Annotated in this window: 12 protein-coding genes; 1 reads left to right on the top strand and 11 read right to left on the bottom strand. The window is 65.9% G+C overall.

Annotation, left to right across the window (positions count from 1 at the left end):
• Positions 1-2 precede the first annotated feature (2 nt).
• The 3 genes from BLT92_RS14745 to BLT92_RS14735 form a co-directional block, all read right to left on the bottom strand.
• Complete coding sequence (locus tag BLT92_RS14745; protein WP_172802607.1) at positions 3-2,624, bottom strand: 5'-nucleotidase C-terminal domain-containing protein; 2,622 nt, start codon at positions 2,622-2,624, stop codon at positions 3-5.
• Positions 2,625-2,829: 205 nt separating this feature from the next.
• The gene (gene truA, locus BLT92_RS14740) at positions 2,830-3,684 is read right to left on the bottom strand and encodes a tRNA pseudouridine(38-40) synthase TruA (RefSeq protein WP_092106740.1); all 855 of its coding nucleotides are present in this window, start codon (positions 3,682-3,684) and stop codon (positions 2,830-2,832) included.
• Positions 3,681-4,373, bottom strand: coding sequence for a LemA family protein (locus tag BLT92_RS14735; protein WP_092106738.1), 693 nt, complete (start codon positions 4,371-4,373; stop codon positions 3,681-3,683). Before BLT92_RS14735 ends, truA begins: the two co-directional genes overlap by 4 nt.
• A 255-nt stretch (positions 4,374-4,628) precedes the next feature.
• On the opposite strand from BLT92_RS14735, the gene BLT92_RS14730 reads away from it, so the two are divergent.
• Positions 4,629-5,783 carry a glycosyltransferase family 4 protein gene (locus BLT92_RS14730; RefSeq protein ID WP_231938862.1) on the top strand — a complete coding sequence of 385 codons (1,155 nt, stop codon included), beginning with the start codon at positions 4,629-4,631 and terminating at the stop codon, positions 5,781-5,783.
• Positions 5,784-5,795: 12 nt separating this feature from the next.
• On the opposite strand, the gene BLT92_RS14725 is transcribed toward BLT92_RS14730, so the two are convergent.
• From BLT92_RS14725 to BLT92_RS14690, 8 genes are all read right to left on the bottom strand, one after another.
• Positions 5,796-6,359 (bottom strand): cysteine hydrolase family protein, encoded by a 564-nt coding sequence (locus tag BLT92_RS14725; protein ID WP_092106736.1) that lies wholly within the window; start codon positions 6,357-6,359, stop codon positions 5,796-5,798.
• Positions 6,360-6,518: 159 nt separating this feature from the next.
• Positions 6,519-7,157: an energy-coupling factor transporter transmembrane component T family protein gene (locus tag BLT92_RS14720; protein ID WP_231938861.1), complete on the bottom strand. Its 639-nt coding sequence runs from the start codon at positions 7,155-7,157 to the stop codon at positions 6,519-6,521.
• Positions 7,154-7,870 (bottom strand): energy-coupling factor ABC transporter ATP-binding protein, encoded by a 717-nt coding sequence (locus tag BLT92_RS14715; protein ID WP_231939163.1) that lies wholly within the window; start codon positions 7,868-7,870, stop codon positions 7,154-7,156. Before BLT92_RS14715 ends, BLT92_RS14720 begins: the two co-directional genes overlap by 4 nt.
• 134 nt (positions 7,871-8,004) lie before the next feature.
• Positions 8,005-8,685 (bottom strand): biotin transporter BioY, encoded by a 681-nt coding sequence (locus tag BLT92_RS14710; RefSeq protein ID WP_092106734.1) that lies wholly within the window; start codon positions 8,683-8,685, stop codon positions 8,005-8,007.
• Between the two features lie 93 nt (positions 8,686-8,778).
• A complete protein-coding gene (gene guaA, locus BLT92_RS14705; RefSeq protein ID WP_092106732.1) occupies positions 8,779-10,359 on the bottom strand; it encodes a glutamine-hydrolyzing GMP synthase in 1,581 nt (526 codons plus the stop codon).
• Between the two features lie 87 nt (positions 10,360-10,446).
• Positions 10,447-10,884 (bottom strand): DUF3817 domain-containing protein, encoded by a 438-nt coding sequence (locus tag BLT92_RS14700; protein ID WP_092106730.1) that lies wholly within the window; start codon positions 10,882-10,884, stop codon positions 10,447-10,449.
• 2 nt (positions 10,885-10,886) lie between these two features.
• Positions 10,887-11,843: an SURF1 family protein gene (locus BLT92_RS14695; RefSeq protein ID WP_092106728.1), complete on the bottom strand. Its 957-nt coding sequence runs from the start codon at positions 11,841-11,843 to the stop codon at positions 10,887-10,889.
• Between the two features lie 31 nt (positions 11,844-11,874).
• Positions 11,875-13,008, bottom strand: coding sequence for a GuaB3 family IMP dehydrogenase-related protein (locus BLT92_RS14690; protein WP_092106726.1), 1,134 nt, complete (start codon positions 13,006-13,008; stop codon positions 11,875-11,877).
• Between the last annotated feature and the right edge of the window lie 109 nt (positions 13,009-13,117).

Below are 13,117 nucleotides of genomic sequence, written 5' to 3'. Positions count from 1 at the left end.
CCTCACACCGTGGTTCTGCGCCGTCGCACCATGGTCACGGCCATGCTGCCTGCGACGATGAGCGCGAGTGCCGCCGCCACCAGGTTCAAGGCTTCGAAGCCGGTGCGGGGCAGATCCCCGCCGTCCTTCGAACCGTCGGCGTTCGCTTCGCTGCCATCCGCATTCGCCGAGGTGGCCCCGGAGTCGTCCGCGTTCGCGCCGTCGGCATTGGCATCCGGTCCGGAGGCGTCGGCGCTTGCCTCGTCACCGCCGTCGGCATTCGCATCGGTTCCGGAGGCATCGACGCCGCCGTCATCGCCGGCTGCCGCGTTCGCCTCGTCGGCGACCCGTGCCGTGGCCCGGAACTCGTGGCTGAGCGGCAGCGGATTGTCATCCCACCATTCGGCGTCCCCGGCTTTCAGACCCACCTCGACGGTGACCTCACCGGCGGCATCGTCGGGTGCAGTGACGTTGATGGCGACATCGCTGACACCGGCAGGGATCGAATCCAAGGTCATCGTCTTCGCCGCAGCACTCACCGTGACCTCAGGAGCCTTCGCGGTGGCCGACTCCGCGGACTTCTTCGTTCCCGCCGACGCGGAGTCAGGGAGGCTGACGGTGTAACCGGCGGGCAGATCGACGGTCACATCCACGGGCCCGGCGATCTCCGCCTCGGCGGTGGTGCTGAGGACGAAGTCCTTGCTCTCACCGGGCGCGATGCCACCGTCGGGGGCGTTGAGGTCGACCGTGAGATCACCGTTGTCGATGACGTCCTTGGTCAGGTCCGCCTGGCGTTCGTCCTTGTCCGGAGAAACGGGGGTGTTCTTCTCGAAGTAGTCCACCCAGGTTTCGAAGTCCGTGGCCCCGGAGAGCTCGAACTCCCCCTTGGTGAAGGAGGAGAAGTTGTCTCCCCCGGCGGCGAGGAAGCTCAGGGTCGCGACCCTGTACTCCTTGCTCGGGTCGATGGTCTTGCCCTCGACCTCGATCGACTTCACACGCTCTCCTTTGGCCGCCTCGGAGTCGTAGACGACCTCAAGCTCATCGGAGATGCCCAGATGCAGGAAGGGACGCGACGCCTCTGCCGGCTGCCACTGCTCTTCGAACAGACCGATAACATCGGAGCCCTTCATCGTCACGACCCCATGATCGTTGGCGAAGGGCAGCACGTTGCTGAGCTCGGCGGCCGTGACCTCGCACGTGTCTTCGTTGTTGTAGAAGTCATCGCACTTGAGGTCGGTGCGCACTCCGCCGGGGTTGGTGATGCCGAAGTCCGCGGACTCGAGCTGCGTGTCCTCGACCCCGTCCTTGAGAGCGTCGGCGACGAGGTTGCCCAGGGTGCTTTCGGCGCCGCGATCATCGATGAGATCGCCGTTCTCGTCCGTCTTGGGATTGCCGTTCTCGTCGAGCACGAACGCCCGATTGATGTCTTCGGAGATCTCACCGGCGACGACCGAACCGGGAACTTTGGCCTTCTCCTCCGCGGTCTCGATGATGGACGTGACCTCGTCGACGACGGGTGAGTCGAAGCTCTTGTCCTTCGTCGGCAGCAGCTCGGTCTTCTCCGTCGTCCAGTTGCCGTTCGCATCGGCTTCGAGCTGGACCTGTCCGACGACCGAGCCGTAGCTGCCGGCTTCGAGGACAGGACGCGTCCGGTCGGGTTCGCCCGGCACCGGAGCATCGAAGGAGTAGGGCAGGTGCGTGTGACCGGTGAAGAGGACATCGACGGAGGCGTCGGCCTTGGTGACCAGCTTCTCGAACTCGGCGTTGGATGCTTCGGCCGCCTCCAGACTGTCAGTGGCAGACGCGCCGAGGTGGGCCTCGACGACCGTCATGTCCGGCTGTTCGTCTGCGGGGAGTTCCTCGATCTCGCCGACGACCCGGTTGACGGCCTCTGTGGGGTCACCGAAGTCGAGATCGGCGATGCCTTCGGGTGAGACCAGCGACGAGGTGTCCTTGGTGACGACGCCGATGACGGCGACTTCGACGTCGCCGACGTCGATCATGGTGTATTCGTCGAGCCCGTCGACGACGTCGCTGGTGTTCTTGTCGTAGACATTGGCCCCGAGGTAGGGGAAGTCGGTCTCCGCGGAGACTCGGCCGGTGAGATCGTCGATGCCCTTGTCGAATTCATGGTTGCCGACCGCCGAAGCCTGCAGCCCCAAGGCGTTGAGCACATTGAGGGTGGGGGTGTCGTCCTGTGAGGAGGAGACGTAGGTTGAGGCGCCGATGTTGTCGCCGGCCGACAGCACTCCGGTCCCGGCTGCGCCGTCCTGTTCTGCGTAGGCAGCGCGCTGCGCCTCGACCACGGAGGCGACCTCGGCTCCGGCTTCGGAGATGCGTCCGTGGAAGTCGGTGATGTTGAGCAGCTGGACCTTCGTGCCCTCGGCCGCCTGCCCGGATGCGTCCTGAGCAGCGGAATCCTCATCGGTCGCGGCGGAGTCAGCCGGGTCGGACGTGTCTGCTGCCGCAGGTCCCTCAGCGGGGTCTGCTACTCCTGAGGAGTCTGCTGCCGCAGGTGCCTCAGATGGTGCATTCCGCAGGGAGTCGCCGCCCAGGGGTGCGGCAACAGCAGGGGCGATACCCGGCAGCGTCAACATTGACACTGCCGCTCCCGTTGCCAGCATCTTGGTCACAAGTTTCGACATATATGTGATTTCCTTTGGTCATTTCACCCACTGCCCGGCACCTGCGCCCCCGAGAGGATCAAGCACACTCATTCTGCAGTGCCGAAGCGAACGATGAGTTACCTATATGTGAATGTACACAGGATTCTCACATCTGAAAAGGGGGATTCTCTCAAAAACGGCAAGTGCACCGCCGAGCGGGCGAACAGTTCTGGCCAGCCGGGAGCTAGTACTGAGTGCGGCGGGCCATTGTCTGAGCCGCGCGGGAGGCGTAGAACTCAGCCTCCGGGTAGCCCACCTCGGTGAGCACGAGCCCGTGTGCGGGCGTGACGAACATCGGAACATCGGAGTCGATGCCGGCGTCCGCCTCGGCGAGGAGCTCCGCAGGTCGGGTCACCGGCCAGGTGCCAGATCCGACCTTGATCAGCCCGCCCACCAGGGCGCGGACCATGTGGTGGCAGAACGCGTCGGCGCGCAGATCGATCGTGATCACGGCTTCCTGGTCCCGGTCGACGTCGAGCTCGTGGAGGGTGCGGATCGTCGTCGCACCCTCTCGCGGTTTGCAGAAGGGAAGGAAATCGTGGAGTCCCTGGGCCTCGTGTGCGGCTTCGGTCATCGCCTCGACGTCGAGTTCGCCCTTGTGCCGGGGCGTGACGGGAGTCAGCAGCGGGTCGATGAATGACCGGCGGTCGGCGAGTCTGTACTGGTAGGTCCGCCACAGTGCGGAGAATCGGGCGTCGAAGTCCTCGGGGACTTCGGATACGGCGTGGATGACGATGTCGTCGGTGCCGTCGACGGTGAGGACTCCGCGCAGACGTGACAGCAGTGCTGCCTCGGCGGATCGGGAGGATTTGCCGATGAGCTTTTCGATGCCTGCTGTGGGCAGGTCGATGTGGACGACCTGGCGTCTGGCGTGGACCCCGGCGTCGGTGCGTCCGGCGACGACCGTGGCCACCTCGGCGCGGGTGATCCGGGTCAGCCCGGCCTCGAGCGAGGACTGCACTGTGCGCAGACCGGGCTGCTTCGCCCAACCGTGGAAGTCGGTGCCGCGATAGCCGAGGTCGATGCGGAACCGCGTCACGACCTGTCCGGTCCTGATCGTTCCGGGGCTCCTGACTGCCCCTGGGCTGCGGACTGTTCCGGGCTGCCGGGCTGCTCTTGAGGGGCGGGCTGCTCCTGAGGTGCGGGCTGCTCCTGAGACTCCTCGGCGGAGGCTTCGGTGAAGGGCTCGCGGGCTCTGAACACGTTCTGAAACAGCCGCGACAGGGCACGCTCACGCTGGCGGTGGTAGAGATCGACGTTCGTGTTGTAGATGCGGGCCCCGGACCGGATGCGCTCGGTCAGCACGTTCAGCTGACCATGCAGCAGCGCGATGGTGGTGTCGAGTTCTTCACGGGGATCCGTCTGCATCACCGGGGTCGAATCCGTGGCGGCGGTCCTGCCGCTGATCTGGCCGGGAATCTGCGCAGCTGCGTCGATCGCGCGCGTCAGCGCCCTCTCCGCGGCGGCACCGCGACGACCGAACGGTGCGCGTTCGGCCGAGGCGAGCGCGAGCTCGACAGAGCTGAGATCGTGTGTGGTGACCTGCTGCAGGGTTCCGATGTAGGCGGGCACGAGGGCGTGCCGGCCGCGGAGTTCGACGAGCAGCTGCCGTTTGGCCTCATCGCAGAGCGAACGAGCCATCGACAGCTGATTGAATCGCAGCAACGTCAGGGCCAGAGCGAGGACGACGAGGGCGAGCACGCACGCTCCGACGATGAACCAGACCACTGTCGCCTCCTCTCCTCGCTCGCTTGTCCGAAACCTAAGTTTACGCGGGGTTCAGACTCGTCGCGAACAGGCCACCTTCTCAGAAACGGGCGACCTCCCGCGGGAAGGCTGCCCTGCTGGAAAAAGGCCGCTCTGTCACGAACGGGCCGACCTAATGATTCGCTGGGTCGCTGGCGCGGTGATTTCCACCGTTCGTTGCCGGAACGTCGCCTGAGTGTTGCCTGTGTGTCACTCTGAGGGAGTGAACTGAGTTCTGTGAGAGTAGCGATCATTGCAGAGTCCTTCCTCCCCAATATGAATGGGGTCACCCACTCACTCCTCCGCGTCCTCGACCATCTGGCCGATCGCGGCGACGAGGTGCTCATCATCGCCCCGGGCACGCGACGCGACGGTCCCAAAGAAGTCGCCGGAGCCCGAATCGTCCGTGTTCCCTCGATCGCCTTGCCGAAGTATCGGCGGGTTCGGGTCGCGCCCGGCGGGGTCAGCCGCATCAAGCGACTGCTGGAGTCCTTCGCCCCCGATATCGTCCACCTTGCCAGCCCCTTCGTGCTCGGCTGGCGCGGAGTCCTGGCTGCGCAGAGCCTCGACCTGCCGACCGTGGCGATCTATCAGACTGAGGTTCCCGCCTATGCCGCCCGCTATGGGATGCACGGACTCGAGGCGATGCTGTGGTCGCATGTGCGCAACATCCACCAGCATGCTTCCCTGACTCTGGTCCCCTCGTCCTACACCCTCGACCAGCTGTCCGGACTCGGAGTCGCCGAGGTGGACCTGTGGGCCCGCGGGGTCGATTCTTCCCGTTTCGACCCGAGTCACCGGTCCGAGGCCTGGCGCCGGTCCGTGGCTCCCGACGGTGAGAAGATCATCGGCTACGTCGGTCGCCTTGCCGCCGAGAAGCAGGTGGAAGATCTGGCCGTCGTGGACGATCTGCCCGGTTCGAAGCTCGTCATCGTCGGCGACGGCCCCTGGCGGGCCAAGCTCGAACGGTCCCTGCCGAACGCACATTTCGCGGGGTTCCTGGGCGGCGACGCCCTGGCGCAGGCGGTTGCGAGCTTCGATCTCATGGTCGCCCCGGGCGAGCTCGAGACCTTCTGCCAGACGATTCAGGAGGCCATGGCCTCCGAGGTTCCTGTCATCGCCCCCGCCCGAGGTGGCCCGCTCGACCTCGTCGACTCCTCCCACACCGGGTGGCTCTACACTCCCAAGGATCTGCTGGCGATGCGCGAACACGTCACCGACCTCCTCGGCGATGAGGCGAAGCGTCGGGCCTTCGGCGTCGCCGGTCGCCAGCAGGTGCTGCGTCGCAGCTGGAAGAGCGTGTGCTCACAGCTCATCGGCCATTATTCGCGGGCGATCGAGAATCCGCACCCGCAGGTGCTTGGCCGCGGCTTCACCGTCCAGACGGGGTGAGGCTGCGTCGCCTCAGGACTGCGCGACCCAGTCGGCGACGGTAAGTACGGAGGCCTGTTTGGGGAAGATCTTCTGGGTCAGCACCCGGTGGACTTCCTCGTCACGGTCGGCGCAGGCGTCGGAAAGCACCGTCACGCGGAAGTCGAGGTCGGCGGCCTGTCGGATGGTCGAGAGAACCACTCCGCTGGTGGCGACACCGGCAAGGATGAGCGTGTCGGCACCGTAGCCGCGCAGGAGGACATCGAGGTCGCTGCCGGCGAAAGCACTGATGCGCCGTTTCGTCACGATCGGCTCATGCTCGTGGCGGCCAAGGGTGTCGTGGATGCTCGTCGACGCATGAGCTTCGTCGAGATCGCCATGGTCCGCAATCTGCTTGAACGATGCGGTCGCGGCAAGTTCAGGGTGACCGTCACGCAGAGCAACGCGCACCCAGACCACGGGGACGCCCTTCTCCCGTGCGGCCGCGACTGCATCGCGGGCCCGCTCGAGGACGCCGGTTGCGGTGAAGGCCTCATCACCGGCGATGCCGTTCTGGAAGTCCATGGCGAGCAGGACGGGACGGTGGGGTGCAGACATGGTGTGGCTCCTTCGCAGTTCTGCGAGACAGTCGAGGTGCAGACCGGCTGTCGTTCTTCCGCCGAGGATACTCCTCGTCAGGTCGGCCCGCCGGAGACGTTCGGCTGGCGAACGTCGGAGCCGTTTATTCCGCGGTCCGGCTCAGCCCTTCGGTGCCGCTCAGTCCACGATCCCGCGGGCGTCGAGTGCCCGACCTGTGTCTTGGGCGTATTTGACCGAACGGAGGATCGCCGGGACGACTCTGGCCTTGATGCTCGAGTCGAGGCCGCGAGCACGCGCAGCACGATCGGCCTCGCCGAGCAGCCCGGAGATGTGGGAGATGGCGCGGACCATGAGGCTTGCGGCCAGGGCAATGGTGTCAGGACTGGCGCCGAGGAAGCGCAGCGGGGAGACGATGACGGTGAAGGTGTCGAGCAGCTGCGCCACGGTCGTCGTCAGTGTCAGCAGCATCGCTGCCTGCACACAGGCGAAGACCGTGCCGCCGACGGTGAGGCCGGCGCGCAGCGAACCGAAGAAGTACTGCATGGCCACGACGATGAGGATCAGCACCGCCGCGTAGAGCCACGTTTTGAGGAAGTGGCGCAGTCGCAGTCGGCCGGTGAAGCCGAGGATGACGAGGACGACGAACATCGACCAGTTGATGATCGGGTCGCGGAAGATCAGCGCCACGATTCCGATCAGAGCGATGACCGACAGCTTCACCCCTGGGGCTGTGCGGTGCAGCCAGCCGGGGGTGTGTGCGACCTTCCCGAACAGCTGCGGTCGAGGTCTGATTCCGGTTCTGGTCTGACGACTCATGATGAGTCGCTCATGATCAGCTCACGATACATCCGAGTCGCCTCGACGGGGGCCGAGTCGGCAACGATGCGTCCGGAATCGACAACGAGAGCACGGTCGGCTAAGCCGGCGAAGTCGAGGTCGTGGGTGGAGAAGATCACACGCACCCCACGACGGGCGACCAAGTCGTCGAGAAGCCTCCTCAGCTTCTCCCTGTTGCGCAGGTCCAGCAGTGTCGTCGGTTCGTCGAGGACGAGGATCTGCGGGTCAACAGCCAGGACAGCGGCCAGGGCCACAAGCTGACGCTGGCCGCCCGAGAGTTCGTAGACGCTGCGCTCGGCCAGATCAGCGATGCCCAATTCCTCGAGCACGGCGAAGGCTGCCGCGCGGCGCTCGGCCTTGGGCACGCGTTTGCGCAGCGAGAGTTCGATGTCTTCGAGCGGGGTCGGCATCACCAGCTGTGCCGCGGGATCGGTGAAGACGAAGCCCACTCGCGATCGCACCTGCTTCGCCTGCTCGAGCGGGTCGAGACCGTCGATGAGCACCCGTCCGGCGTTGGCGGTCACCAGCCCGTTGAACAGCTGCAGCAGCGTCGACTTCCCGGAACCGTTGGCGCCGACGATCGCGATCCTCGGCTCGGTCAGGGTGAGGTTCACATCGGTGAGGATCGGACGGTAGACATCGCCTGTCGGGGTGTCATCGAGGACGCCGACCGAGACGTCGGTGAAGCTGATCTCCTGCGCAGCTGTGCCGGTGTCGGCAGCCTCGCCGATATCGCCGGTCTCGGCAGGGCTCGCGGCATCCCGCTCCCCCGCAGGCTCGACCGGTCGCGTCGGCCCGGCCCCAGCATCCGCCTGTCGTCCGAAGATCACTGCGCGGTCCCGGGCTGTGCGGTCCCGGATTGTGCGCTCGGTGCCACCGCCGGCATACCTCGGCGACGGAGGACATCGGGGAAGGCCCGGTGGATGAGCAGGGCGACGGACACGGCAAGGATATTCTTGATGATGTCGCCGGGCCAGTAGACGAGGTCGGCGACGGCGGCCACGCCCAGGGGCAGGTCGGCGTTGATCGACATCCCGAGGATGCCGAGGGGGTGGTTGAGCAGCAGACTCGAGCCCAGAGCACCGACGAACAGGGCGATCCACAGCTTCGAACCGCGGAAGCGGCGAATCGCCCAGCGAGCGACGAAACCGGTGGCCAGCGCGTAGAGCGTGAACGACGTGATGTAGCCGGCGCTGGGCCCGGCGAGCACGCCGATGCCGCCGCTCATGCCTGAGAAGATCGGCAGGCCCAGCAGCCCCAGGACGACGTAGAGCAGGACGGCGGCCCCGCCGCGCCACGGGCCCAGCACCAGGCCGCAGAGTGCAACGGCGAAGGTCTGCAGCGTGATCGGCACACCGGCCGGACCGACGGGGATCGGCGGCATGATCGCGAATGCCGCCAGCAGAGCGGCGAAGACCGCGATCAGTGCGATATCGCCGGCTCTGCCAGCTGAGTTTCTCCGACCGACCGTCGCCGAGGCGGGGCTGGCGGTGTGCGCGTGTGACATGGGTTCTCCGATGGTTGAGTGGCACCCGAGACTGACTCGGGCACCACCCACCCTAACTGAACACTGTTCAGGAGTTGTGGTCGGGGACCAGAATCATTCCCATTCGATGGTGCCCGGAGGCTTGGAGGTGACGTCGAGGACGACCCTGTTGATGTCGTCGACCTCGTTCGTGATGCGGTTCGAGATGACCGAGAGGACGTCGTAGGGAACGCGAGTCCAGTCGGCGGTCATCGCGTCCTCGCTGGAGACCGGGCGCAGGACGACCGGGTGGCCGTAGGTGCGTCCGTCGCCCTGGACGCCGACCGAGCGGACGTCGGCCAGGAGGACGACCGGGCACTGCCAGATCTCACCGTCGAGGCCGGCCTTGGTCAGCTCTTCGCGGGCGATGGCGTCGGCCCTGCGCAGGATCGACAGGCGGTCCTCCGTGACTTCGCCGATGATGCGGATTCCCAGCCCGGGGCCGGGGAACGGCTGGCGGGAGACGATGGCGTCCGGAACACCGAGCTCACGGCCGATGGCGCGGACCTCGTCCTTGAACAGGGTGCGCAGGGGCTCGATGAGCTCGAAGGTGATGTCATCGGGCAGACCGCCCACATTGTGGTGGCTCTTGATGTTCGCGGTTCCGGATCCGCCGCCGGATTCGACGACGTCGGGGTAGAGGGTGCCCTGGACGAGGAATCCGATTTCGGCGCCTTCGTCTTTGGCCTCGAGCACGAGGTCGGCTGCGGCGGCTTCGAAGGTCCGGATGAATTCGCGGCCGATGATCTTGCGCTTGAGCTCAGGGTCGACGACGCCGGAGAGTTCGGACAGGAAGCGCTCTCGCGCGTCGATGGTGACCAGACGAACGCCGATCGAGTTGACGTAGTCGGTCTCGACCTGTTCGCGCTCGTTCTCACGCAGGAGACCGTGATCGACGAACACGCAGGTGAGCTGGTCACCGATGGCCTTGTGGACCAGGGCTGCGGCGACCGAGGAGTCGACTCCGCCGGACAGGGCGCAGATGACATTCTTCGATCCGACGCGCTGCCGGATGAGGTCGATCTGTTCGTCGATGACCGAGGCGTTCGTCCAGTCGGCCTCGAGCCCTGCGACGTTGAAGAGGAAGTTCTCGAGGATCTGCTGCCCGTGCTCGGAGTGGAGGACCTCGGGGTGCCACTGCACTCCGGCGAACCTGCGTGCCGCGCATTCGAAGGCGGCGACGGGGGTGTCCGGGGTCGATGCGAGCACATCGAAGTCAGCGGGCGCCTCGGCGACGGAGTCCCCGTGGGACATCCACACCTTGTAGCTGTTCGGGGTCTGCTCCAGCAGAGCACCGGTGCTTGCCACGGTGAGCGGGGTCGAGCCGTACTCGCGCTTGTCGGTTTTGGCCACACGGCCGCCGAGGGTCGTCGACATCAGCTGGAAGCCGTAGCAGATGCCCATGGTGGGCACGCCCAGGTCGAAGACGGCGGTGTCGAATCCGGGGGCTGCCTCGTCGTTGACGCTCGAAGGACCACCGGAGAGCACGATGGCGATCGGATTCTTGGCCGCGAACTCCGCGGCCGGTGCGTCATGGGCGATGATCTCGGAATACAGTCCGGCCTCGCGGATCCGGCGGGCGATGAGCTGCGCGTACTGCGCACCGAAATCGACCACGAGGACAGGAGGCACCTGTGTGCTCTGGGTTTGCGTCATGGTCCAAGTCTAAACACCGGGGACCCAGCCCCCAACCTCAGGTGGTGCTCAGCTCTTCAGGTCACGGAGCAGCTCTTCAGGTGGGGATCAACTCTTGGGGGCGACCACGACGGCAGCCTCCAGCTCCGCTTCGACCTGGCGGTGGATCTTACGCTCGAGGATGAACGACATCACCGGGACCACACCGGCCAGGGCCAACACGATATAGCGGCCCAGCGTCCAGCGCATCTGCTGGTTGAGCCAGAAGCAGCCGATGAGGTAGACGACGTAGCACCAGCCGTGGCAGATCGCGATCGCGGCAGCCAGGTTGAAGCCCCCGAAGTTCAGGGCCGTGGAGGGGTCGGCGGCGATGAGGTATTTGTAGATCATCTCGACGGTGAGGATGAGGAGCATCGTTCCGGTGATGATGGCCATCACGCGATAGAACTTCATGGCGTTGCCAGCCGAGGTGAAGCGTTTGACGCTCCACACATTGCTGTCATCGAAGTCGGGGCGGGAATCCAGGGACTCGGGTTCTTCGCTCACGCTCAGTTTCCTTCGGTCGGGGTGGCATTGGTCGAATCGGCGCCGTCGGCGGACCGGCCACGACGGCTGCGAGGCTTCTTCGCTCCATGCCTGTGGGCAGGAAGTCCGGTCAGCCCCGACATCACCTCGGGGTCGATCGAGGACCGGCCCGCAGACTTGACGACAACATACTCGACCGGGCTTGCGGGATCCTGAGTATCGGAGTCGCTGCCGAGGCGGCGGCGCACGAAGTCATCGCGCAGCAGCTGCCACCACATGTACAGGGCCATGACGGCGAAGATCAGCCATTCGATCGCGTAGCCCGCGGACTGCAGATCGAATCCGCCCTCCTCCCGCGTCGTCGTCGGGGGCACATATTCCAGTCCGTCCGTCGCGATCGAGGCGGCCTCACCGCTTGCCGATTCGGGGATGAGGAAGCCCGAATAGGTCAGCAGATCGGGGAACAGGTTGATCAGCTGCGAGGTCGAGACGGTGCGCACCTGGCCCTCGGGAAGTGAGTTGCCGGGCTTCGGGCCCTCAACGGGTCCGATCTGCGCCTTCATCTCGACCGGGCCCTGAGCCGCGCGGGATTCCATGGCGGTCTGCTCATCGGTGGTGAAGCCGCGCAGAACCGGAATCGCGATGGTCTTGTCATCGGCATCGGCACCGGCCGGAGCGCCGAGGCGGGCGCCGTCAGGCGCGAACATCGTCACGACCCAGTAGCCTTTGTCCCCGTCCAGAACGCGTCCGGGGACGACGACCTGATTGTCCGGAAGCCAGTGCCCGGACAGGCTCACCCGCTGGTCGGCGAGAATGCCGGGCATCGGGGCTTGGGCTTCCATGACTTCGTTGAACGGTTCGATCTCCTCGACGTCGGCCGCGTCGACAGCATCATTCTTGTGCTGAGCGCGGTCGACCTGCCATGCGGACAGACCGACGAAGCACGTGACGAGGACGAGAACGAGAAGCAGGGACCCCAACCATTTGGGGGTCAGCGCCAGGCGGAACAGATCAAACCACCGATCCGGGCTGATAGGGCGAGACTGTGACGTCGACGCGCTGGAATTCCTTCAGATCCACATAGCCGGTGGTCGCGAGTGCACGGCGCAGGGCACCGGCCAGGTTGAGTTCGCCGATCGCGGTCCGTCCGGGACCGAACAGAACCTGCTCGAGGCTGCCCACGGTTCCCAGCTCCACACGATGCCCGCGGGGAAGCTCGGGGTGGTGCGCCTCGGCGCCCCAATGCATTCCGCGGCCGGGAGCCTCGGTCGAGCGGGCCAGAGCGGTGCCGAGCATGACGGCATCGGCACCGACGCCGAAGGCCTTGACGATGTCGCCGCTGGTGCCCAGTCCGCCATCGGCGATGACGTGGACGTAGCGGCCGCCGGATTCGTCCATGTAGTCGCGCCGGGCGGCGTGGACGTCGGCGAGCGCGGTTGCCATCGGAGCATGGAGGCCCAAGGTCCGGCGAGTCGTTGCCGCGGCTCCCCCGCCGAAGCCGACGAGGACACCGGCGGCACCGGTGCGCATGAGGTGCAGGGCCGCGGTGTAGGTCGCGGCACCGCCGACGATGACGGGAACGTCGAGTTCGTAGATGAACTGTTTGAGGTTGAGCGGCTCTGCATGCGAGGACACATGCTCGGCGGAGACCGTGGTGCCGCGGATGACGAAGATGTCGACTCCGGCATCGACGACGGTCTTGTAGAACTGCTGGGTCCGCTGCGGGGTCAGGGCACCGGCAACGGTGACTCCTGCTTCGCGGATCTGTTCGAGCCTGGCCGTGATGAGTTCGGCCTGGATCGGTGCGGAGTAGAGCTCCTGCATCCGTGCCGTCGCCATCTCCGCAGGCAGCTGGGCGATCTCTGCCAGCAGCGGGGCGGGATCGTCGTAACGGGTCCACAGCCCCTCGAGGTCGAGCACACCCAAGCCGCCGTGCTTGCCCAGGGCGATCACGGTCTCCGGGGACATGGCCGAGTCCATGGGGGCGCCGATGAAGGGAAGGCCGAACTGGTAGGCGTCGATCTGCCAGTCCAGCGAGACGTCTTCGGGATCTCTGGTGCGCCGAGCAGGGATGACGGCGATGTCGTCGAGGGAATAGCCGCGACGACCGCGCTTGCCTTTGCCGATTTCGATTTCAGAACTCACCCGAACAGCCTATCCCACCGCCCTGATGCCGGGGACTCAGCCCACTATGAGGAACTGTGCGTCTCCCCTGGCAGAACCGGCTGAAAGTCGCTCCGGATCGGTCGAAGCC

It is taken from the genome of Brevibacterium picturae (genome assembly GCF_900105045.1).
Lineage (GTDB): Bacteria > Actinomycetota > Actinomycetes > Actinomycetales > Brevibacteriaceae > Brevibacterium > Brevibacterium picturae.
The sequence above is the reverse complement of the archived record's forward strand: the minus strand, read 5'-3'. Positions and strand labels throughout refer to the sequence as shown.

Coding starts and splice junctions, on each gene's coding strand:
- BLT92_RS14720 (WP_231938861.1), bottom strand. CDS start 7,157: ATGAGTCGTCAGACCAGAACCGGAATCAGACCTCGACCGCAGCTGTTC.
- BLT92_RS14710 (WP_092106734.1), bottom strand. CDS start 8,685: ATGTCACACGCGCACACCGCCAGCCCCGCCTCGGCGACGGTCGGTCGG.
- guaA (WP_092106732.1), bottom strand. CDS start 10,359: ATGACGCAAACCCAGAGCACACAGGTGCCTCCTGTCCTCGTGGTCGAT.
- BLT92_RS14725 (WP_092106736.1), bottom strand. CDS start 6,359: ATGTCTGCACCCCACCGTCCCGTCCTGCTCGCCATGGACTTCCAGAAC.
- BLT92_RS14745 (WP_172802607.1), bottom strand. CDS start 2,624: ATGTCGAAACTTGTGACCAAGATGCTGGCAACGGGAGCGGCAGTGTCA.